The following is a 23,267-nucleotide window of genomic DNA, read 5'->3' as shown; positions in this document are numbered from 1 at the left end:
CTTTTGCCAACCAGTGAACTGAGCCCATGACCGATCGCCGTACATTTCTCAAACAGGCCGGCATTCTGGCCGCCAGCCTGCCTCTGGGCGCCAGTGCCCTGGCCGCATCCGGCTCCGGCGCCAGCACCCCGAGCCCCATCCCCGACGACAAATGGGCGCAATTGCGCCTGCTGTTCGACCAGGATCCGAACTACCTGCACTTCTCCAACTTCCTGGTGACCTCGCACCCAAGGCCTGTGCGTGAAGCCATCGAACGGCATCGCGCCAACATCGACCGCAACCCCGGGCTGGCCATGGACTGGGACCTGCAGGAACCCTGGAAACGCGAGGCCGAGGTGCGTCAATGGGCGGGCCGCTACCTGCACGCCAAGCCCGGGCAGATCGCCCTCACCGGCAGCACCAGCGAAGGCCTGGCGATGATCTATGGCGGCCTTCACGTGCGGCCCGATCAGGAAATCCTGACCACGGTGCACGAACACTACGCCACCGAGTACAGCCTGGAATACCGGGTGCGCAAGCAAGGCACCCAGGTGCGCAAGATCAGCCTGTTCAAGGACCCGCACCGGGTGTCCAAAGATGAAATCCTCGACTCGATCAAGCGCGGCATCCGCCCCAATACCCGAGTCCTGGGCATGACCTGGGTGCAGTCGGGCAGTGGCGTGAAACTGCCGATCGGCGAGATCGGCCAGCTGGTGGACGAGTTCAACCGCAACCGCGATGACAAAGACCGGATCATCTATGTGGTGGACGGGGTCCACGGGTTTGGCGTGGATAACCTGGACTTCCCCGACATGCACTGCGACTACTTCATTTCCGGCACCCACAAGTGGATGTTCGGCCCTCGCGGCACCGGGATCATCTGCGCCCGTTCCGAGGAGCTCAAGGACCTGACCCCCAGCGTGCCGACCTTTTCCGAGGACAACAATTTCGGCACCAGCATGACCCCTGGCGGCTACCACGCCTTTGAACACCGCTGGGCCCTGGATGAGGCCTTCAAGCTGCATTTGCAGTTGGGCAAGGCCCAGGTCCAGGCGCGCATCCACGCCCTCAACAGCTACCTCAAGCAACGCCTGCAGGCACTGCCCCAAGTGGAGCTGGTCACGCCCCTGAGCCCCGAGCTGTCGGCGGGTTTCACCTTCTTCCGGGTCAAGCATCAGGACTGCGACAAGGTCGCCGCCTACCTGATGGCCAATCGGGTGGTGGTCGATGCCGTGGACCGCGATGTCGGCCCGGTGATCCGTACCGCCCCCGGCCTGCTCAACAACGAACAACAGATCGATCGCTTCATGGACCTGCTGCGCAAAAAGGTCTGAAGCCGCCCCTCCTTGCGCCCTGCGTCACCTTTGAAAAGAGAGTCATGATGAAACAGCATTCACTGAGCACCGCCCTCCGCCCGCCCCTGGCCAGCCTCTCCCTGGCCCTGCTGCTGAGCCTGTTCCTGCCGGGCGCCGCCCAGGCCGCCGCCGCGCCCCAGCCGGGCAAGGTGTTCAAGGATTGCAAGGACTGTCCGGAAATGGTGGTGCTGCCCGCCGGCACCTTCACCATGGGCACCCCCGCCGACGAGGTTGGCCGCCAGGAGGATGAAGGTCCGATGCATGAAGTGACCTTCGCCAAGCCGTTCGCCATCGGGCGCTTCCAGGTCCTGGCCGGCGAATGGGCCACCTACCTGAAGGAAACCGGCTACCAGATGCCCGACGGCGACACCCGCCCCGGCCGCGAATGCAAGGCCGGCAAGCCGCGCTACGCAGTCGGCCCGCGCCAACCGGCGGTGTGCATGGACTTCAACGAAGCCCAGGCCTACACCGCCTGGCTGTCCAAGCGCACCGGCCAGCATTACTACATCGTCAGCGAAGCCATGCGCGAATACGCGGCCCGCGCCGGCAGCACCGGCCCCTTCCCCTTCCCTTTCGACGAGGGCAAGGAGTACAGCATCGCCAAGCACGCCAACACCTACGGCCCGGAAGACGGCTTCAGCTTCACCTCGCCCGCCGGTTCCTTCCCCGCCAACGCCTTCGGCGTCTACGACATGCACGGAAATGTCTACGAGTTCACCCCCGACTGCTGGCATGAAAACTATGTCGGCGCCCCCACCGACGGCAGCGCCTGGACCGAGCCCAACTGCAGCGTCCTGCAGATGCGCGGCAACGACTGGACCGAAGCGCCGATTTTTTCCCGCTCAGGCAACCGCAACAACATCTACCCCACCGATCGTGGTGACTGGCTGGGGTTCCGGGTTGCCCGCGACCTTTGACCTTCCCCCTCATCGCCTGACGGAGACACACCATGAAAGCCCCACTGTTCACCCTATCGCTGAGCGACGGTTCCACCGCCAGCATGCATGACGCCGAAGAGAACCAGGGCAGCCTGCACACCGAGGGCTTCGCAGCGCTGAACTTTCGCAGCGATGGCGAGCTGATCGAGATCCTCGGCGAAGTGCCGCCCAACTACCCCGCCAGCGCGCTGCTGGCGGTGCTGGGCGGGCACTTCTGCTACCGGAAGAAGTCCGCCCAGGTGCGGGTTCGCCTGCGAGCCAGCCGCGACTTTGCAGTCTCGGCCATTCGCCTGGGGATCTTCGATACCCTGCTCGCCGCCGACGCCCACCAGGTGGAGCTACAGTGCCGACGCAGCACCTTCTGGCAGCACCCGCTGCCCTGGCTCAGTGCTCCGGCCAGTGCCCACACCGCGCCCTTCTACCAGTTCAGCGGCGAGAAACGTCACCCGCAACGCCCGCCACTGCCCCAGGGCGAGGTGTACCGTCGCCGCCTGCCGGGGCTGAACACCGAGTTCAGCCTGCGCACCATCGACCCGGATCGCGACCTGCAAGCCTTCAACCGCTGGATGAACCTGGAACAGGTGGCGTTCTTCTGGGAGCAGGCCGGCAGCCTCGACGAGCACGCCGCCTACCTGCAGGACATGCTCGCCGACCCGCGGGTGCACCCATTGATCGGCTGCTACGACGACGAGCCTTTCGCCTACTTCGAAGTCTACTGGTGCAAGGAAGACCGCATCGCCCCCTACTACGACGTGCAGGACCATGACCGCGGCTGGCACGTGGTGGTGGGCGAGAGCAAGCACCAGGGCATCGGCAAGCTCAAGGGCTGGTTCAATTCGCTGATGCACTACATGTTTCTGGATGACCCGCGCACCCAGCGCATCCTTGGCGAACCGCGCATCGACCATGACCGGCAGATCGACTTCCTCAAGTCCCAGGGCTTCGGTCACTTGAAGGACATCCAGCTGGCCCACAAGAAAGCCGCCCTGCTGCGCCTGGAACGCGAGTTCTTCTTTGATCGGCCACTGTGAGCTGATCCACCGGTCGCTGCCGCCCTCAGGCGGCGGCCGGCACCCGACCCGACGCGAGGCCCGCGCTAAATCCCCCCTGCCTCACTTCGTCTTCTGTGCAACGGTCTTGAACCCGGCACTGGCCCGAGCGCGACGGCCGGCTCAAGCCCGGCATTGAAGCGGACGGCGCGGCGCGCCGCGGAACATTGCCCGTATCTCGATCCATTGCAGAGGAAACGCCCCAGATGAACCCGACGGCTGCACCCCGGCCCCCATGCCCCAACGCAAATCGCCCCTCACCCGCCCCTATCCGCGCTTGAACCAGGAGTCATCATGAACAGCCCTCCGCGTAGCCGCAGCGCCATCCGTGACCTGCTGGGCCTGCTCAAACCGTTCTGGCCCACCGTGGCCGTCTCGATCGTGCTGGGCATCATCGGCGGCCTGAGCATCACCGTCCTGCTGGCCACCATCAACCAGGCCCTGAACGGCGCCGACGGCCTCAGCCGTGGCGTGGTCCTGAGCTTCGCCGGGCTGTGCCTGCTGGCGCTGCTGTGTTCGATCCTGTCGGACATTGGCAGCAACTACGTCGGCCAGCACATCATCAGCAAGCTGCGCAAAGACCTGGGGGAAAAAGTCCTCAGCGCCCCTATCGAGCAGATCGAACGCTATCGCAGCCATCGCCTGATCCCGGTCCTGACCCACGACATCGACACCATCAGCGACTTCGCCTTCGCCTTCGCGCCACTGGCCATTTCCCTGACCGTGACCCTGGGCTGCCTGGGTTACCTGGCCCTGCTCTCCTGGCCGATGTTCCTCTTGATGCTGGTGGCCATCGTGATTGGCTGCAGCGTGCAGTTCGTCGCCCAGACCAAGGGCATCAAGGGCTTCATGGACGCCCGGGATGAAGAGGACAACCTGCAAAAGCACTACAACGCGATTGCCGACGGCGCCAAGGAACTGCGCATCCACCGGCCGCGCCGCAACCGCATGTTCAACCAGCGGATCAAGCACAGCGCCGAGCACATCTGCAACAAACAGATCGAGTCGGTGAACATTTTCATCGTCGCCAAGACCTTCGGCTCCATGCTGTTTTTCGTGGTCATCGGCCTGGCCCTGGCCCTGCAGTCCTTCTGGCCCGACAACGACCGCGCGGTGATGAGCGGTTTCGTCCTGGTGCTGCTGTACATGAAGGGCCCCCTGGAATTGCTGATCGGCAACCTGCCGATTGTCAGCCGCGCCCAGGTGGCCTTCCGCCGCATCGCCGAGTTGTCCGAGCGCTTCTCATCGCCCGAACCGCACCTGCTGCTCAGCGACACCTCGACCCAACCGCAGGCGGTGCAAAGCCTGGAACTGCGCGATGTGCGCTACGCCTTCCCGGCCGTGGAAGGCAGCGCGCCCTTTGCCCTGGGCCCGGTGAACCTGCGGATCAAGCAGGGCGACATCGTCTTCATCGTTGGCGAGAACGGCTGCGGCAAGACCACCCTGATCAAGCTGCTACTGGGCCTGTACCGACCCCAGGAAGGCGAGATCCGCCTCAACGGCCAAGCGGTCACCGCCCAGACCCGCGACGACTATCGGCAACTGTTCACCACCATCTTTGCCGACTACTACCTGTTCGACGACCTGGTCCAGGGCGGCGAACAACTGCCCGCGGATGCCGAACAGTACCTGCGGCGCCTGGAGATCGGACACAAGGTGAGCATCCGCGACGGGGCCTTCAGCACCACCGATCTGTCCACGGGGCAACGCAAGCGCCTGGCGCTGATCAACGCCTGGATCGAGGAACGCCCGGTGCTGGTGTTCGACGAATGGGCCGCCGACCAGGACCCGACCTTCCGGCGGATTTTCTACACCGAGCTGCTGCCGGACCTCAAACGCCTGGGCAAGACCATCATCGTCATCTCCCACGACGATCGCTATTTCGACATCGCCGACCAGTTGGTGCGCATGGAGGCGGGCAAGGTCAGTTGCGAACTCGAACCGGCCTGATTTTTTCGTAGCGGCTTTCCGGTTTTCGGCAAGTCGAACGTCTCATAACAAGTTTGAGAAACATTAGCATTTAGAACGAATTCCCATTGCCGTTTTATAAGAGCAAATGAACATGCCAGCACCTCTAGGACTCACCCCCCTGAAAACAGCTCTGCTCATGCGCCATGCGCTGCGGCCGAGCTTGCGTCCCTATCTGCTTGGGGCCGTATTGGCGCTGCCTTGTGCCGCCCAGGTACAGGCCCAGCAAGCCCATTTCGATATTCCTGCGCAGTCCCTAGGCAGCGCCTTGCAGGCATTCGGCCAGCAAGCCGACCTGCAAGTGCTCTACAACCAGGACAGCGTCCAGGGCAAGCGCAGCACGGCGATCAAGGGCTCGTTGCAGCCCGACCAGGCCCTGTCGCAACTGCTGCGCGGGACCGGGGTGAGTTATCAGCGCCAAGGCAACACCGTGACCCTGGCGCAGAGCAGTGGGGCTGTGGAGCTGGGGACCATGAACATTTCCACTCAGGAGCTGGGGAGCACCACCGAGGGGACCGGTTCCTACACCACCGGGCAAAGCAACTCGGCCACTCGCATGGACCTGTCCCTGCGTGAAACGCCGCAGTCGGTGAGCGTCATCACCCGCCAGCAGATGGATGACCAAGGGTTGACCGAACTGGCGCACGTCATGCAGCAAACCCCCGGGATCACGGTCAACCGCGAGAGCTCCGAAGGCTACGTGTATTACTCGCGGGGCTTTGAAATCCAGAACTTCCAGTACGACGGCATTCCCAGCCTGGGCACCGACGGCGGCAACATCCGCGACAACTACAGCATCGGCAACACCCTGATCTACGACCGCATCGAAGTGCTCAAGGGCGCCACCGGCCTGGTCAACGGCATCGGCTATCCGTCCGGGGTGATCAACATGGTGCGCAAGCGCCCGACCCGGGAATTCCAGGGCCACGTCGCCGCCGGCGCCGGCTCATGGGATCGCTACACCAGCGAAGTGGACGTCTCCGGCCCGCTGGTGGAAGGCGGTGCGATACGCGGACGGATGGTGGCCGGGACCGGCAAGCGCAACAGCTTCATCGACTACCAGAAAGGTGAACAGAACGTCTTCTACGGCATTCTCGAAGGCGACCTGAGCGATTCCACCACCCTCAGCGTCGGCTACGACTTCCAGAACAACAACAACGACGCCACGACCAACACCAGCTTGCCGGCGTTCTACACTAACGGTGATCGGATCAAGTTTTCCCGTTCCACCAACCCGGCGGACAAGTTCGCCTACCGCAACCAGGAAACCCAGCACGCCTTTGTCGGCCTCGATCACCAGTTCGACAACGACTGGACCTTCAAGGCGACGGTCAATGCGCGCAAGTACACCTCGCGGGAAATCATCGCCGGCATGTCCAGCAAGCACGTCAATCTCGACAACAGCCAGGAATACGGTTACCTGACGCCGAACGGTGGCGTGGCCAACTTCGGCTCCGACAGCGACGAGAAGTCCCTCGACGCCTATGCCAAGGGCCCGTTCTCGCTGTTTGGACGCACCCACGAAATGGTGCTGGGCTACAACTATTCCCATGCCACTACCCGTTCCAAGCGTATCGACGGCACCACCACCAAAGTCATCGACGACGTGCTGAACTGGAACAACAGCATGCCCTACCCGACCGACTGGGAGTGGTGGTCGACCTTCGACGTGAAGAGCACCCAGAAAGTCTCCTACGCGGCGGTGATCCTCAAGCCCACCGACGCCCTGAACTTCATACTCGGTGCCCGGGTCACCGACTACGACTGGCAGATCGATCGGGTCACCGCCGTGAAGCAGTGGCCGCGGATCGCCTCCACCAACTCCGGGGAAGTGATTCCCTATGCCGGCGTCACCTATGACCTGGACGACTACCACACGGTCTATGCCAGCTACACCGACATCTTCAAGCCGCAGCCCTACAGCCTCGACGTAAACGGCAAGCCCCTGGAGCCGCTGACCGGGCAGAGCTACGAAGTGGGGATCAAGGGTGAATACTTCGACCGTCGCCTGAACGCCAGCCTGGCGCTGTTCCAGCTCAAGCAGGACAACCTTGGCGAGAATACCGGCGTCATAGGCGTTGACGGCTTCGAGGCCATGCGCGCGATCAAGGGCGCCACCACCAACGGCATCGAACTGGAAATGGCCGGTGAAGTGCTGCCGGACTGGAACGTCAACGCCGGCTACGTCTACCAGGAATCCTACGATGCCAAGAACAAGCGCGTAGCCACCACTCAGCCACAGCACCTGTTCAAGGTCGCCACCACCTACCGCCTGCCTGGCGAACTGAACAAAGTCACCGTGGGCGGCAACATGCAATGGCAGAGCGCGACCTCCTTCGTCGACGACACCTTCACCGATGCGGACGACAACCCGCTGCCCAGCCACAAGTTCACCCGTGCCAGCTACGCCGTGGTGGGCCTGATGAGCAGCTATGACTTCAACCAGAACCTCAAGGCCACGGTCAACCTGAACAACGTCTTCGACCGGACCTACTACAGCGGAATCGGCACCTACAACTCGATCTACTACGGCGACCCGCGCAACGTCATGTTCAACGTCAAATACAGCTTCTGATTCCCCTTGGTTGAACCCCTCCCCGCCCCGGTCACCGCGGCGGGGATTTTTTTGCCCGCAGCGCCAGCATCGACCTGATGTTTCGCCCTTCGTCTTCGGCATTGGCATTGGCATTGGCATTGGCATTGGCATTGGCATTGGCATTGGATTTTCGTAGGAGCCGGCTTGCCGGCGAAGAGGCCCGTGAGACATGCAGCGCCTGGCCGGACGCCTTCGCTGGCAAGCCAGCTCCTACATGGGGCGGTGCACACCGCTCCATCTTCAGGCCGGCCGCAAGGCCGCCGTCTCGCTCTTGATTTTGATCTTGATCTGAACGCCCCGTTAACCACGATGGCCGAACGCAGGCATTGAGCCGTGGGTAACCCGGCAGGGATGCCGGGTTAGCCGCCACCCGGCCATGGATGGCCGGTGGCGGCGGCCCACGGATCAATGCCGGAGTTCGGGCATGCCGAGCCTAGGCGAGGCACCGAGTGGAGGGGCAAGAGCCTTTGGTTACTTTGGGCTCTTTCCAAAGTGACTCGCCGTAAGGGCGAAACCCTAAGCCGCCACACCCGCAGCACCGGATATGCCCCCAACCGCAAAAAAAAACGGGAGAACAGTCACCTGCCCTCCCGCCCTTCACTCCAATGTCCTGTACCTAAGCCCCCACCCGCACCTCCCGCTGAGATCGAGTCCCACCCAACTGCGCCAGCACCTGCGCCAGCGAGCGCCCCGCCGAACCATCCGCCAACACCCCAAGCAACTGCACCAGTTGCAGATTCAACCCCTGCACCGCCGCCTCGCTAAAGGCCTCAAGCCGATGGTCATAGTGGAACTGCAACTGCCCCTTGAGCTCGACATACAAGGTCAGCGCCGAACTGGTCTGCTCGAAGCTGTGCATGCTTTCCAGACGCAAATCACCGAGATCACCACCGGCCGACGCCGCACTGACCGGATAGTTCTCGAACACGATCACCGTGTCGCTCAACTCTCCGCCCGGCAACCCGGCCCAGCGTTCGATATCGCTCAAGGCACTGTAGCCATGCTCACGCATCAGCACGTTGCGTCCTTGCAGCGCCTGCAGCCAGTCACCCACGCGCTGCCCCGGCTCGATACTGGCCACCAGCGGCACGTCGTTGATGTACAGCCCCAATTGCTGCTCGATGCCCTTGAGCTGGGGCGGGCGTCCGGCGATGGTGGCGCCGCAGGCCACCGTCGACTGAGCGCAATGCACATGCAGAAGCAATAGCCAGGCCGCCTGCACCAGGGTGTTGGCGGTGATCTTCTGCTGCCGGGCGAAAGCGGTCAGTTGCTCGGTCTGGGCCTCGTCGAACTCGAAGTAATGCTGACGATGCCCACCCCGCTGCCGATCGCCCTGGGCCATCGCACAGGCACTGAGCAAGGTCGGCACCTTCAGCGGCTTGAGCTGTTCACGCCAGAAGCGCTCGTCGGCCTGCTGGTCCCGGGCCTGCAGCCAGGCAATGTAGTCACGGTAGCCAGCCGGCCGGTGACTGATGGCCTGCCCGGTGTAGGCCGCCAGCACATCGTTGAACAGCTGGAACCCGCTCCAGCCGTCCAGCAGGATGTGATGGTTGGTACAGATCAGCCGGTAGCGTCCCTCCCCCAGCTCGATCGCCTGCAAACGCAACAGCGGCGCCTGGGCCAGGTCGAAACCCTTGAGTCGTTCGGCCAGGGCCAGACGCTCCAGGGCATCGCGGTCCAGGTCCGTGCCGTCGAGTCTCTGGAATGGCACCTCGACCTGCTTGTGCACCACCTGCAACGGCTGCGCCAGGGCCGGTCCCCAGACAAAACGGCTGCGCAGGATCTCATGGGTATCCATGGCCTGCTGCCAGGCCTGGCGCAGGCGCTGCGGGTCGACGCCTTGCACATCCATGCACATCTGGTTGACGAAATCCCCCGCCTCATGGTCCTGCAACTCATGCTGCAACAAGGCCTGCTGCATCGGTGCCAATGGGTAGATGTCCTCGACCTGAGACGGCACCAACGCCAGGGCATCCAGCTGTTCCTGGGTCAGTCGCGCCAGCGGGAAATCCGACGGCGTGAGGCCGCCACGGGCCTGGCAGCAGTGCTCCACCAGCGCCTGCAGGGCCTGGATATAGTCCCGGGCCAGCGACTCGATCTGCGCGCAGTCGAACATGCGCTGACTGAAGCTCCAGTCCAGGCGCAGCTGACCGTCGTACACCTTGCCGCTGATCGACAGCCAGTTGCCCAGGGGCGCATCGATGCTGGCATCCGCGCCATGGGCCTCCGGCGCCGGAACGAACAGCGCCTGAGGATCATCGAAACTGCCGTCGAACTGCCCCAGGTAGTTGAAGGTGACCCGAGGCTGGGCAAGCCCCTGCAACGCCTCGCGGCTGGCGGTATCCCCCAGGTAACGCAGGGCACCGTAGCCGATCCCCTTGTTGGGAATCGCCCGCAGCTGTTCCTTGATCCGCTTGATCGAGGCTTCGGCACTGTCCGCAGCGCTCAGGCGCACCGGGAACACCGAGGTGAACCAGCCCACGGTGCGGCTCAGGTCCAGATCCTCGAAGAGTTGCTCACGCCCGTGGCCTTCCAGCTGGATCAGGGTCGAGGGCTGTCCGGTCCACTGCCCCATGACCTGGGCCAGGGCCGCCAGCAACAGGTCGTTGACCTGGGTCCGGTAGGCGGCCGGAGCGCGCTGCAGCAAGCGTTGGGTGGTCGCGGCATCGAGCTGGACCTGCACACTGCCGGCGTCGCGGCTCAAGGCCTGGGTGCCGGGTTCAACCCCAGGCAACGATGCCTGTGCGCCCGCAAGTTGCGCGCGCCAGTAGGCCAGCTCGGCACGGGCCTCGGGCCCATGGGCATACGCTTGCAGGCGTCGACCAAAGGCCTGATAAGAGCTGCTCTTGGCAGGCAACTGCAGCGCTTGCCCGGCCAGCGCCTGGGTGTAGGCGCTTTGCAGGTCTTCGAACAACAGGCGCCAGGACACGCCATCCACCACCAGGTGATGGGCCACCAGCAACAAGCGCTGGGTCGAGTCCCCCAGGGTCACCAACAGCGCCCGCAACAAAGGCCCGCGCTGCAGGTCGAGGCTGCACTGGACCTGCTCGCAGAGCTGCTCCAGCTCGGCGGCGTTGGCGGCTTCGGCCTGCCACAACAGGTCCGGACCGGGCCCGGCCTGATCCAGCGGACCATGGCTGGCACTCCAGCCTGCGCTCCCCTGCTGGAATTGCAGACGTAACCCGTCGTGATGCTCGAACAAGGCGCGCAAGCCCCGCTCCAGCGCGTGGGGGTTCAATGGGGTGGCCGGAATCAGCAGCACCGACTGGTTGAAATGGTGCCGCTGGGGAATTGGCTCGGCAAAAAACAGACGCTGGATCGGCAGCAGCGGCATGTCGCCGCTCACCGGTCCCTGGTCGATATCGTCCTGCGTCCCGCACTGCGCGACCGCGGCCAGCCCCTGGATGGTCTGTTGCTCGAACAGGTCCTTGGGGGTAAAGCGGATCGAGGCCTGACGCGCACGGCTGACCAGTTGCAGGGAGATGATCGAGTCCCCGCCCAGCTCGAAGAAGTTGTCGCTCACACCAACCTGCGGCACTTTCAGCACGTCTTGCCAGATCTGCGCCAGACGCTTCTCCAGATCGCTGCGCGGTGCCACATAGGCGTGGCTGGCCTGGGCCATTTCCGGCATGGGCAGCGCCATGCGATCCAGCTTGCCATTGGGCGACAGCGGCAGGCATTCGAGGAAAAGCCAATAGGACGGCACCATGTAATCGGGCAGGCAGGCCTTCAACGTCTGGCGCAGGGTTTCACGCAGCCTTTCCTGGCTTTGCTCGTCCTCAAGTGCGGTCGCGGCCGTCACCAAATAAGCCACCAGACGCCGGCCATGGGCGGTGTCCCGGGCCAGGACCACCGCTTCGCTGACCTGCTCATGGGCCATCAACCGCGCTTCGATTTCCCCAAGCTCGATGCGGAAGCCACGGATCTTCACCTGGTTGTCGATACGCCCCAGGTACTCGAACACCCCGTCACTGCCCTGGCGCACCACATCCCCGGTGCGATACAGACGGCCCCCCAAGGGGCTGTAGGGATCGGGAACAAAGCGCTCGGCGGTCTGCGCAAAACGCTTCAGGTAGCCTCGCGCCAAGCCATTGCCGCCGATGTACAACTCCCCGGCGACCCCCACCGGCAAGGGATTGAGATCGGCATCCAGGACATAGGCGCTGCGCTCGCCGACGCAATGGCCGATGGGCGCATAAGCCGCCGTGCACGGTTCACCGGCAGCGGTTTTCCACACCAGCGGCGTGACCACGGTTTCGGTGGGCCCGTAGCCGTTGATCATGTACCGGGGACGCAACACCTGCTGGACCAGCTCGAAGCTGGCCTGGGGCATGGCATCGCCGCCAAAGCTGTAGAGGCGCATGGGCGGTGGATTGCCGGCCCGCTGCACATGTTCGGCCAACTGATGCAGGTAGGCCGGCGGGAAGCCGGCCATGGTCACGCCATGGCGGCGAATAGCTTCACAGGTCTGCTCCGGGGTCCACAGGCTGTCGTCACGCAGCAGCAGGCTGGCGCCGCAGACAAAGGCGGTCAGCCAGCGTTCATGGGCGCCATCGAAGGAAAACGACAGGAAATGCAGTTCACAGTCCTCGGGAGTCATGCCATAGCGTTCGCCGGTGGTGCGACAGTGCATCGCCAGCGGACCATGGGCCACGGTGACACCCTTGGGTTGCCCGGTGGAGCCCGAGGTGTAGATCACATAGGCCAGGCTCTCTGGCGCCACCGTCACCGCAGGCGCGGTCAGCGGATGCTGCTCGACCTCAAGGCGCGCCAGATCGAGCACCGCCAGACCGGCGGCCGAAGGCAGGCGCTGCAACGACTCGCTGTCACTGAGCAACAGGGCCATGCCGGAATCCGCCATGAGGTAGGCCAGGCGGTCGGCCGGGTAGCTCAGGTCCAGCGGCACGAAGGCGCCGCCCGCCTTGAGCACCGCCAGCAAGGCCACCAGCAGCCCCTCGCCCCGGGGCAATGCCACGCCGACCCGGACCTCCTGGCCGACCCCGCGGGCCACCAGTTCATGGGCCAGGCGGTTGGCCCGCTGGTCCAGCTCACCGTAAGTGAAGCGCTGCCCGGCAAACAGCACCGCCTGACGCTGCGGCCAGCGTTGTGCGAGGGCACCGATGCTCTCGTGCACCGCCGGTTCGCCCCCCGGCGCGACGGGCGCTACGCATTGGCTGGCCGTCTCAGCCGGGGTCAGCAGCTCGATGGCGCCCAGTTGCAACTGGGGGTTATCAATCATCTGCGCCAGCAGGTGCAGTAGATGGCCGTTGAGGCGCTCGATCACCGCCACGCTGAAGGCTTCCCGGGCATAGCCGTAGCTGATGCTCAGACGCTGCTCCAGCGCCACCGCCACCGACAACGGATAGTTGGTGCGCTCACGACTGTGCACGGCACCGAAGCGCACGCTGGAAGCCTCCTCCTGCTCCAGGGCCTGGGCCACCGGGTAGTTGTCGAACACCAGCAGGGTATCGAACAGTGCTTCACCGCTGCTGCCGGCCCAGCGCTGGATATCGTTGAGCGGCGTATGTTCGTATTCGCGCAGTTGCAGATTGTGCGCCTGCACCTGTTGCAGCCACTGCGCCACGCTCATCTGCGTATCGGGGGTGGCGATCACCGGCAAGGTATTGATGAACAGACCAATCTGCCGCTCGATCCCCGGCAGCTCCGAAGGACGCCCCGCCACCGTCGCGCCAAAGGCCACGGTGCTCTGCCCGGTATAGCGCTGCAACAGCAGGAGCCAGGCCGCCTGCAACAGGGTGTTGGCGGTGATTTTCTGCTGCCGGGCGAAGGCCACCAGGCGCTCGGTCCACGGCTGGGTCCAATCATGGTGGAACTCGCCATGGCCGGCATCTGCGCCCGGATTCTCCAGGGCGATGCTGCCCGCCAGGCGGGTCGGGGTCGACAAACGCCCCAGTTGCTCGCGCCAGAAACTTTCACAGGCGCTCAGGTCCTGGCGTTGCAGCCACTGGATGTAGTCGCGATAACGCCCCGGAGCCTGTGGCGGCACCACCCCGGCGTAGCGTTGCAGGACCTCGCTCATCAACTGCGAACTGCTCCAGCCATCCATCAGGATGTGGTGGTTGGTGTAGATCAGTTGGTAGTCCTGGGCCGTGGTCTGCACCAGGCACAAGCGCAACAGCGGTGCACGATCGAAATGCGCACACAGGCTGCGCTCTTCCCCGGCCAGGGCGTCGAGGGCCGGCTCGCTGGCCTGCCCGTCCGACCAGTCGAGCACCCGGAACGGCAGCGCCAGCTGACGCTGGACGATCTGCACCGGTTGCTCCAGCTCCGCTTGCCAGTGGAAAGAGGTACGCAGGATGTCGTGGGCCTGCAGGGCATCTTCCCAGGCCCGGCGGAAACGCTGCGCATCCAGGCCCTGCACCGACACCCGGAGCTGATTGACGTAATCGTCGCTGGCCTGCTCGTAGAGGGTGTGGAACAACATGCCCTGCTGCATCGGCGACAAGGGATACAGGTCGACGATGGTTCGTGGGGCCACCGGCAGCGCATCCAGCTGAGCCTGGTTCAACCCGGCCAGGGGGAAGTCCGACGGCGAAACGCCAGCCGAGGTGTCCAGGGTGCAATGCTCGATCAGCGCCTGCAGTTCCAGCAGATACTCATCGGCCAGGCGCTGAACCGTCTGCGGCTTGAACAACTGATGGCTGAAGCTCCAGCTCAGGGACAGTTCGCCCCCATAGACCTGGCTGTTGACCGTCAACCAGTTACCCAGCGGCGCCTCGGCATGGCGCTCATTGCCAGCCGCTTCGGCCGCCGGGGCAAACAGCGACTGCGAATCGAAGCTCTGATCGAACTGCCCCAGGTAGTTGAAGGTGATCCGCGGCTGCACCAGCCCTTGCAGGCGTTCGCGCACGCTGCTGTCGCCCAGGTAGCGCAAGGCGCCATAGCCCAGGCCGTTGGCCGGAACCCGGCGCAGGTCTTCCTTGACCGCCTTGATCGAATCCGAGAGTGGCTGCGCCGGAGTCAGGCACAGCGGATAGAGGCTGGTGAACCAGCCCAGCGAACGCGACAGGTCGACATCGGCAAACAGCTCCTCGCGGCCGTGGCCTTCCAACTGCACCAGCATCTGCGCGTGTCCGGTCCAACGGCAGATGACCCGCGCCAGGGCGGTCAGCAGCAGGTCGTTGATCTGGGTGCGGTAGGCCTTGGGGGCTTCCTGCAACAGCTGGCTGGTCAGCTCCCGAGACAGCCGGGCGTTGATCGCCGTGCCATGGCAAGCCAGGTTCGCCCCGGCGGGATAGTCCAGGGGCAGGTCCCGAGGCGCCTGTTCCAGCTGCCGGCACCAGTAATCCAGTTCTTCGGTGTGCCCCAGGGCCTGCGCCCACTCTTGCAGATGCTCGGCCCAAGCCTGGAAGGCACTGGTCTTGGGCGGCAGGGCCAGGGCGGCCCCCTCGGCCAACTGGCGATAGAGGCTCTGCAGGTCTTCAAGCAGAATCCGCCAGGACACGCCGTCCACCACCAGGTGATGGATGACCAGCAACAAACGCTGGCTGCCATCGTCCAGGTCCATCAGCACCGCGCGCAACAACGGTCCCTGTTCCAGGTCAAGGCTGCTCTGGGCCTGTTGTCCCAGTGCCTGAATTGCTGCGGCATCCGCCACCCGCTGCCGCCAGAGGCTCACCGGCTCGGGATGCTCCTGGTGTTCGGCCTGCCACAGGCCGGCGCTCTGTCGATACCGCAGGCGCAAGGCATCGTGCTGCACCAGCAGCTGGTTCAGGGCCTGCTCCAGCAGCGGCACCTGCAACGGTTCACGGGGCGTCAACAGCAGCGACTGGTTCCAGTGTTCGCGATGGGGAATGTCGCTGGCAAAAAACACCTGCTGGATCGGCGTCAGCGGCATCGGGCCACGCACCGGTCCCTGATCGATGAGCAAGGCCGTGCCCTGCCTGGCCACCGCTGCCAGCTCAAGAATGCTCTGGCAGCGGAACACGTCCCGGGAGGAAATCTGCAAACCCGCCTGGCGTGCCCGGCTGACCATCTGGATGGCAATGATCGAGTCGCCCCCCAGTTCGAAGAAGTTGTCGTTGATACCGATCCGCGGCTGGTTCAAGACCTCCTGCCAGATATCCACCAGTGTCTGTTGCACGGGGTTCTGTGGCGCACGGTAGAGGTCCTGCGGACGGCCCTGCTCGGGGCGCGGCAGGGCCAGGCGATCGAGCTTGCCGTTGGGGCTCAGGGGCAGCGCCGGCAGCAACAGCAGGTGGCTGGGCACCTGATGGGCCGACAGGTGCGCGTTCATGTGCTGCTTGAGGACGTCCTTGCACTGCTCCGGGTCGAGCCCGGGCTGGCACACCAGGTAGGCCACCAATTGCTTGCCCTGGGGTCCATCCAGGGCCAGTACCGCACACTCGCGCACCCAGGGATGGCTGTGCAGGCAGGCCTGGATTTCTCCCGGCTCGACCCGGAAGCCACGAATCTTGATCTGCTGGTCGATGCGGCCACAGAACTCGATGCTGCCGTCGCGGCGGTAGCGCACCTGATCACCGGTACGGTACAGCCGGCCACCGCCTTGCGGGTCGAAAGGATCGGGGATGAAGCTGGCGGCGGTCATCTCAGGACGCCGATGGTAACCGCGGGCCAGCCCGGCACCGGCCAGATACAGTTCGCCCAGGCTGCCGATGGCCGCCGGTTGGCCTTCGCTGTCCAGCACATAGGCGCGGACATTGGCCAGCGGCCGCCCCAAGGGAATCGACGCAGCCTGGGACCAGTCGCCCTCCACGGCCTGGGTCAGGGCACCTACGGTGCTTTCGGTCGGCCCGTAGTGGTTGACGATCCGGCACTGCGGCGCCAGACGCTGGATGCGCTCAACCAAGCTCACCGGGCAGGCTTCGCCGCCCAGCACCAGGCATTGGCGTGGGAGCACCGCACCATTGTCCTCACCCACCAGCGCCGCCAGGTGCGAGGGGACAATTTTCAGCACATCGATCTTTTGCTGTTGCAGGTACTGGCCCAGGCCCGCACCGTCCACCGCCAGATCGGCGCTGATCAGGTGCAGCGCCTGGCCGCCGCACAGGGCACCGAACAGCACGGTGTGCCCAAGGTCGGCGGCCGGTGTCGATACCAGCGCCATGCTGCGGGCCGACGCCAGCGGCAGGCGCTGATGAATCGCCGCCACGTAGTTGGCCAGGGCGCCGTGGCTGATGGTCACGCCCTTGGCCCGGCCCGTGGAGCCGGAGGTGAAAATCACATAGGCCAGATGCCCGGGAGCCGTCAGGGGTTCGAGGTTGTCGCCACTCAGGGCCTGACGTGCTGGCGAACCCTCAAGAGGCTCGATACAGAGCCCGGGCAGATCGGTAAAACGCCCGATCAGCTGCTGTTGGGCCAGCAACTGGGTAATCCCGCTGTCCTCGATCATGCCGTTGAGGCGTTCCTGGGGGTATTCCGGGTCCAGAGGCACGTAGGCGCCGCCGGCCTTGAGCACCGCCAGCAGGCCCACGATCATCTCGATCGAGCGTGGCGCGGCAATGCCCACCAGCACATCCGGCCCCACGCCGCGCTCGCGCAACTGGCGGGCCAGGCGGTTGGCCTGGGCATTGAGCTGTTGATACGTCAGTTGCTGCCCGGCGCAGACCACGGCCAGCGCATCAGGGCTGCGCGCCGCATGGGCCTCGACACAGGCCGGTACCGACAGGGGTGGACGCTCAAAGGCGCTGCCGAGGTTCCACTGCTCCACCATCTGTGCGCGCTCCGCCGCATCCAGCATGGGCAACTCGCCCAGGCGCCGTTGCGGTTCGCGCACCACCGCCTGCAACAGGTTGTGCCAATGCCGGGCCATCTGCTCGATGGTCTGCGGGTCGAACAGGTCGCTGGCGTAGACCAGGGCCGCGTGCAGACGCCCGCCTTCCTCATGGGTGTTGAAGGTCAGGTCGAAGCGCACGAATTCGCTGTCGCTGGCCAGGGCCTCGATCTTCAGCCCGGGAATCTCCACCCGCGCGCCTTCGTTGTCCCCCGCCAGGTGGTTGTACAGCACCTGGAACAGAGGGCTCTGGTTCAAGCTGCGCTCAGGCTGCAGGGCATCGACCAATTGCTCGAACGGCAGGTCCTGATGCGCCTGGGCCTCCAGCACCCGGGTCTTGACCTGGGCCAGCAAGGCGCTGAACGGCTGCTGCGGGTCGACCTCGGCCTGCAGCACCTGGGTGTTGACGAAAAAGCCGATCAGCCCCTCGACTTCGGCCCGGGTGCGGTTGGCCACCGGCGTGCCCACGCGAATGCTGCGGGCTCCGCTATAACGCTGCAGCAGCACCTGCAGGGACGCCAGCAGCACCATGAACAGGGTGCAGCCGGTACTCGCGGCCAGTTCGCGCACACCGCGGTCCAGGTCCTGATCGAAGACCATGGCGTGGCGCCCGCCCCGGGCACTGCGCACCGGCGGGCGCGGCCGATCCAGGGGCAGTTCCAGGGTCAAGGGTTCGCTGCCCAGGCGCTCGCGCCAGTACTGCAACTGGCGCTCGGCTTCACCGGCTTCCAGCCACAGACGCTGCCAAACGGCGAAGTCGGCGTACTGCACCGCCAGCGGCGCCAGGTCCGGCGCGCGCTGGTATTGGCGCCAGTGCTCATAGGCGCGGGTCACCTCGCCCACCAGGATCGGCAGCGACCAGGCATCACTGATGATGTGATGGGTACAGAACAGCAGCACATGTTCCTGCTCACCAAGCTTGATCAGGGTCGCCCGCAACAGCAGGTCGTGCTCCAGGTCGAAGGGGCGTTCGCCCTGCTCCGCCACCTGTTCGGCCACCTGTGGGCCGGCGTCCTCAAGGTGGCTGTAATCCAGGCGTTGCAGGACGAACTCGCGCTGGGGACGAATCACCTGCATCACTTGCTGGCCGTGCAGGCTGAAGGTGCTGCGCAGCACCTCGTGGCGGTCGATCAGGTACTGGATACTGCGTTGCAGATCGGCGTCCTGCAGGTCGCCCTGCAAGCGCAGCACCGCCAGTTGGTTGTAGGCGCTGGAGGTGGGCTCCAGTTGCCAGAGAAACCACAGGCGCTGCTGGGCATAGGACGCGCCCATCAGCGTCTGGTCCTGGCTGCGCCCGGGGATCGGCAACAGGTCCAGGGACAGCCCCTGCTCGATCATCTTGCGCTGCAAGGCGCTACGCTCCTGGGGGCTGAACGCGGCGAACCGCTTGGACAGCGCCAGCATGCGCTCGGGTAACGGATTCATCACTCCTGGGCCTCCGCAAACAGGGCTTCCAAGGCGTCGACCTTGTCCCCTGTCACCCCGGAATCACGATGCAGCTCGACCTGACGGGCCAGCAGTTCCACCGTTTCGCCCTCGAAGAACACCCGCAGCGGCAAGGACAGGTTGAGCTCGCTTTGCACCTTGGAGCGAATGCGCGTGGCCAGCAGCGAGTGGCCGCCCAGGGCAAAGAAGTTGTCATGCACACCGACCCGCTCCAGCTGCAGCGCTTCCTGCCAGATGGCGGCCAGGGTGGCCTCCAGCTCGTTGCGCGGCGCCACATAGGCGCTGCCTTGCAGCTCCAGGGCGCTCAGGGCGTTACGGTCCAGCTTGCCGTTGGGGGTCAGGGGGAAACGCTCCAGGACACTGAGGAACGACGGCACCATGTACTCGGGCAACTGCTCGCGCAGCTGGGCCAGCAGGGCCTGCTCCTGGGCCTCGCGGTCGTCGACCCGGGCCAGCACCACATAGGCCACCAACTGTTTGCCGGCCGCCGTGTCCCGGGCCACGACAGCGGCTTCGCGCACATTGGCGACCTGCCCGAGCAGACTCTCGATCTCGCCCAGCTCGATGCGAAAGCCGCGGATCTTCAGTTGGAAGTCGATCCGGCCGAGGTAGTCCAGCGTGCCCCGGGGCAAGCTGCTGACCCGGTCCCCGGTGCGATACAGGCGCGCGCCGGGGGTGCTGGCGAACGGGTCCGGAAGGAAGCGGCTAGCCGTCAGCCCCGGACGCTTGAGATAGCCACGGGCCAGGCCCGGACCACCGATAAACAACTCGCCCTCGCGACCGATGCCAGCCAGTTCGGCGTCTTCATCCAGCACCCGCAGGCGCGTACCGGCGATGGCGCCACCAATGGCCACCCGCTCATCCACAGGCGCCTGCTCCACGGCGAAGGCCGAACACCAGACCGCACTTTCCGAAGGGCCGTATTCATTGACCAGCAAGGTCTCGGGCAGCCGTTCCCGGTGCCGCAGGGCCAGCTCCAGCGGACAGGCTTCGCCGGCCACGATGACGCAGCGCAGTTGCGGTTGCTCCAGGGCTTCGAGGATTTGCGCATAGAACGATGGCAGGGCCAGGAAGTGGGAAATGCGCTGCGCGTCGATGAGCTCGGCGACCTGCTGCGGGTCCTTGTGCTGCTCTTCGCTGGGCAGGTACAAGGTCGCGCCCTGGCTCAGGGTCCAGAAGATCCCCGCCACGGAGCTGTCGAAGGAGAACGAGGACAGCATCAGGAAACGTTCCAGGGGCGCCTGGTAGAACACCCCCCGGGCCAGGGTCGAGGTGCTGGCATTGGTGTGGGACACCATCACGCCCTTGGGCTTGCCGGTGGAACCGGAGGTGTAGATGACATACGCCAGGTTGTCGGCCGTGCTGTTGCTCGTCGGCGCCTGGGCATCACCGCTCAACAACTGCGAGTCCAGGGTGATGCGCGGCAGGTCGGCCGGCAGAACGAGGTCCGGGTGCAAGGGTTGCAGGCTGATCAGGCAGCGCACCGCCGCGTCTTCGAGCATGAAGGACAGGCGCTCGCTGGGATAGGCCGGGTCCAGCGGCAGGTAGGCGCCACCGGCCTTGAGAATCCCCAGCAGGGCCACCACGATCTCGATGGAACGCGCGCCATACACGCCAACGACGGCGTCGCTGGCGACCCCTTGCTCGCGCAAGGCGTGGGCCAGCTGATTGGCCTGACGATCGAGCTCGGCGTAGGTGATTTCCCGGCCATCGACATGGATCGCGGCACGCTCGGGATAGGCCCGGGCCGCCTCTTCGAACAGCTGGTGCAGCAGCGGTGCGGCGGCGGCGCTCAGGTCCGCGCTGCGATCGAAATCCTGCAACAGGCGCTGCGCCTGATCAGCGCTGACCAACGGCCATTGCTCAAGGCTCAGGCTGCTGTCCGCAGCGGCCGCTTTGAGCCACTGGGCGAACTGTTCAAGCCAGGCTTCAGGCAGGCCGTCAGGCAGCAACTGCGACTGCCAGCTCAATTGCAACGACAGCCGGTCGGCATCGGCCCGGGCCTGCAGATGCAGCTTCTCGAAGTACGCTTGATCGAGGAACAGCTCCTGCGCCTCGGCGCCTTCGCTGTAGGAGCAACCCAGGTCCAGGGGACGGGGCTGCTCGGCACCGAACGCTTCCAGCTCGTTCAGGCAATCCTGCCAGGAACGGCTCAGGTCCAGCTGATGACGGAACGCCTGCAGGTTGTCCTGCAGCGTGGCTTGGGGCTGCAACGCGACGGCCACCGGCAGGCGCCGGCTGAAATGCCCCAGGGTCTGCTGCAACTGATCGCTGCGAGCGTCGACGGTCAGGGCCACCAGCAGCGAATCCCGCTGGCTCAACCCGGCGAGAAAACCGGCCCAGAGGAACAGCAGGCTGTCCTCGACACTCAGCTCGGCCGCACTGGCCAGTTGGCGCAATGTCGGCGCCAGATCGGTGTCCAGCCGGCATTCCTGCAACCGCGGGGCGAAATCCAGGCGCCGCTCGAACGGCAGGCGCACGCCCGCCTGCTGTTCGGCGTACAGGGTACGCCAGAACTGCAGGCCCTCGCGGCCGATGGCCTCCTCACTCAACTCACCCTGCCAGGCGGCGTAATCGGCGTACTGCAGGCCGTCGAACGCTGGCAACTGTCCTCCCGCGCAGAGTTGCTGCAGTTCGGTCACCAACTGCGCCAGCGACTGGCGGTCACAGCTGGCCAGGGGCACGCTGACCAGCAACTGGCGATCCAGCAACGAGGCCACCAGGGGCACGTCGGCCAGGGCCAGGCGATCCTCGGCACGGGCCTGCTGCAGGCTGCGCCCCGGCTCCAGGGTCAGGCGCAGACGCACCTGGGCCGCAATGTCCTGCACCGGCTGCTTGAAGCCGGGCATCTGCCGGTAGCTGGTGCGCAGGATTTCGTGGCGCTGGCACAACTCGTTCAGCGCGGCCTGTAGCACAGCACGCTCGGGCGGCGTGTCGAAGGACAGGAGCGCCTGCGCCGCCAGCGGCTGGCCGAGGTACTGCTGCTGGGAAAGAATCGCGGCCTGCTGGGCCGAAACCTGAAACGTCTCTGCTGGGGAAAAGTCGGTCATGCTGATGTCCTTAACCAATGGCCACGTCGGTGCTTTTCAGCGGGACGGCCATGGCTGTGAGTATTTTGCGCGGGCCTGAATATTCGTTGCGGGCGTGCAGGGTGAGGATGTTGTCGAGCATCACGACGTCGCCCTTCTCCCAGGGAAACTCCACCATCACTTCGCGATAGAGCTGTTGCAGATGGGTGATGTAGTCATCGGGGATCGGGCTGCCGTCGCCAAAGAAGGTGTTTTGCGGCAGGTCCTCGGGCGCGAACTCCGCCAGCAGGCTGTCGCGGATGCTCTCCGGCAGGGTCAGGGCGTTGAAGAAGGTCGCGTGGTTGAACCACACGCTTTCGCCAGTGCGCGGATGGCGGACCATGGCCGGGCCCTGCTGCCGGGTGCGCAGGCGATTGCCGGATTTCCATTCCGGGGTCACGCCGATCTTCGCGCAATAGGCCTCGACCTCGGCGCGGTTGTCGGTCTGGAACACGGTCTGCCAGGGCAGCCCCATGCCGTCGCCATAGTTGCGCACGTAAAGCACGCGCTTGCGCTGGAACGCTTCGCGCACCTGCGGATCGATCCGCGCCAGCAAATGCCGGGTATCGCCAAATGGCGTCTCGCCGCCGGTGGTCGACGGCACGTCGCAGTAGAAATACAGGTGCAGCGGAAACACCGGGGAATAAGAGTGCTCGTTGTGGGGGAAGATCTTTTCCGCGGCCGGGTAGTCGGTGGAGCTGTAGACATTGAGTTTCTTGGTGATCTGAGTCCGCGGCGAGGCCCGGAACAGGTACTCCAGGGCACCGCCGGAAATCGAATCGACGCACTGGTTGAACTCGTTGATGTCCTGCACCGCGAAGCCGCGAAACAGCAGCGTCGCGTGCCGATCGAGCTTTTCCTGGAGCAGCTCGCGGTTTTCCCCGGCCCACTGCGCCAGGCCCACGCCGGGAACGTTGGGCGTACACAGCAAGGGAATCGAGCTGTTCTCGAACAGCGGCGTGAACGTCACCAGGCTGGACTGGTCCAGGCTCAAGCTCTTGCGCCGTCCCTTGCCCAATGCCGGTATGGCTTGAGACTCGAATTTCGACATGACCCACCTCCGATTCGCGGTATCAGGCGCGGCGATCGCGCGCGCCTGCATGATTCTTCAATT

At 64.9% G+C, this 23,267-nt stretch carries 9 protein-coding genes; 5 read left to right on the top strand and 4 right to left on the bottom strand.

All coding sequences use genetic code 11. The annotated features are described in order from the left end of the window. Nucleotides 1-26: 26 nt before the first annotated feature. The 5 genes from GGI48_RS25415 to GGI48_RS25395 all read left to right on the top strand — a co-directional run bounded on the left by GGI48_RS25415 (nucleotide 27) and on the right by GGI48_RS25395 (nucleotide 7,864). Nucleotides 27-1,313 (top strand): aminotransferase class V-fold PLP-dependent enzyme, encoded by a 1,287-nt coding sequence (locus tag GGI48_RS25415; RefSeq protein WP_016968392.1) that lies wholly within the window; start codon nucleotides 27-29, stop codon nucleotides 1,311-1,313. 47 nt (nucleotides 1,314-1,360) lie between these two features. Continuing rightward, complete coding sequence (locus GGI48_RS25410) at nucleotides 1,361-2,251, top strand: formylglycine-generating enzyme family protein (protein WP_179600580.1); 891 nt, start codon at nucleotides 1,361-1,363, stop codon at nucleotides 2,249-2,251. 32 nt (nucleotides 2,252-2,283) lie between these two features. Next, the gene (locus GGI48_RS25405) at nucleotides 2,284-3,303 is read left to right on the top strand and encodes a GNAT family N-acetyltransferase (RefSeq protein ID WP_179600578.1); all 1,020 of its coding nucleotides are present in this window, start codon (nucleotides 2,284-2,286) and stop codon (nucleotides 3,301-3,303) included. Between the two features lie 312 nt (nucleotides 3,304-3,615). Then, complete coding sequence (locus GGI48_RS25400; protein WP_016968395.1) at nucleotides 3,616-5,271, top strand: cyclic peptide export ABC transporter; 1,656 nt, start codon at nucleotides 3,616-3,618, stop codon at nucleotides 5,269-5,271. Nucleotides 5,272-5,428: 157 nt separating this feature from the next. Next, nucleotides 5,429-7,864, top strand: a complete 2,436-nt coding sequence (locus GGI48_RS25395) for a TonB-dependent siderophore receptor (RefSeq protein WP_179600576.1) — start codon at nucleotides 5,429-5,431, stop codon at nucleotides 7,862-7,864. 31 nt (nucleotides 7,865-7,895) lie between these two features. On the opposite strand, the gene GGI48_RS25390 is transcribed toward GGI48_RS25395, so the two are convergent. From GGI48_RS25390 to GGI48_RS25375, 4 genes are all read right to left on the bottom strand, one after another. Continuing rightward, complete coding sequence (locus GGI48_RS25390; protein ID WP_179600574.1) at nucleotides 7,896-8,087, bottom strand: hypothetical protein; 192 nt, start codon at nucleotides 8,085-8,087, stop codon at nucleotides 7,896-7,898. Nucleotides 8,088-8,501: 414 nt separating this feature from the next. Continuing rightward, nucleotides 8,502-19,064 (bottom strand): non-ribosomal peptide synthetase, encoded by a 10,563-nt coding sequence (locus GGI48_RS25385; protein ID WP_179600572.1) that lies wholly within the window; start codon nucleotides 19,062-19,064, stop codon nucleotides 8,502-8,504. After that, nucleotides 19,064-22,135: a non-ribosomal peptide synthetase gene (locus GGI48_RS25380; RefSeq protein ID WP_179600571.1), complete on the bottom strand. Its 3,072-nt coding sequence runs from the start codon at nucleotides 22,133-22,135 to the stop codon at nucleotides 19,064-19,066. Before GGI48_RS25380 ends, GGI48_RS25385 begins: the two co-directional genes overlap by 1 nt. A gap of 10 nt (nucleotides 22,136-22,145) precedes the next feature. Beyond that, nucleotides 22,146-23,204 (bottom strand): TauD/TfdA family dioxygenase, encoded by a 1,059-nt coding sequence (locus GGI48_RS25375; protein WP_179600569.1) that lies wholly within the window; start codon nucleotides 23,202-23,204, stop codon nucleotides 22,146-22,148. Nucleotides 23,205-23,267: the final 63 nt, after the last annotated feature.

Origin of the sequence: Pseudomonas protegens, from assembly GCF_013407925.2 — a bacterium.
Lineage (GTDB): Bacteria > Pseudomonadota > Gammaproteobacteria > Pseudomonadales > Pseudomonadaceae > Aquipseudomonas > Aquipseudomonas fluorescens_AP.
The sequence above is the reverse complement of the archived record's forward strand: the minus strand, read 5'-3'. Positions and strand labels throughout refer to the sequence as shown.

Bases quoted from the DNA above. Each gene is read 5' to 3' on its own strand.
- GGI48_RS25415 (WP_016968392.1), top strand. From the start codon at position 27: ATGACCGATCGCCGTACATTTCTCAAACAGGCCGGCATTCTGGCCGCC.
- GGI48_RS25410 (WP_179600580.1), top strand. From the start codon at position 1,361: ATGAAACAGCATTCACTGAGCACCGCCCTCCGCCCGCCCCTGGCCAGC.
- GGI48_RS25405 (WP_179600578.1), top strand. From the start codon at position 2,284: ATGAAAGCCCCACTGTTCACCCTATCGCTGAGCGACGGTTCCACCGCC.
- GGI48_RS25400 (WP_016968395.1), top strand. From the start codon at position 3,616: ATGAACAGCCCTCCGCGTAGCCGCAGCGCCATCCGTGACCTGCTGGGC.
- GGI48_RS25395 (WP_179600576.1), top strand. From the start codon at position 5,429: ATGCGCCATGCGCTGCGGCCGAGCTTGCGTCCCTATCTGCTTGGGGCC.
- GGI48_RS25385 (WP_179600572.1), bottom strand. From the start codon at position 19,064: ATGAATCCGTTACCCGAGCGCATGCTGGCGCTGTCCAAGCGGTTCGCC.
- GGI48_RS25380 (WP_179600571.1), bottom strand. From the start codon at position 22,135: ATGACCGACTTTTCCCCAGCAGAGACGTTTCAGGTTTCGGCCCAGCAG.
- GGI48_RS25375 (WP_179600569.1), bottom strand. From the start codon at position 23,204: ATGTCGAAATTCGAGTCTCAAGCCATACCGGCATTGGGCAAGGGACGG.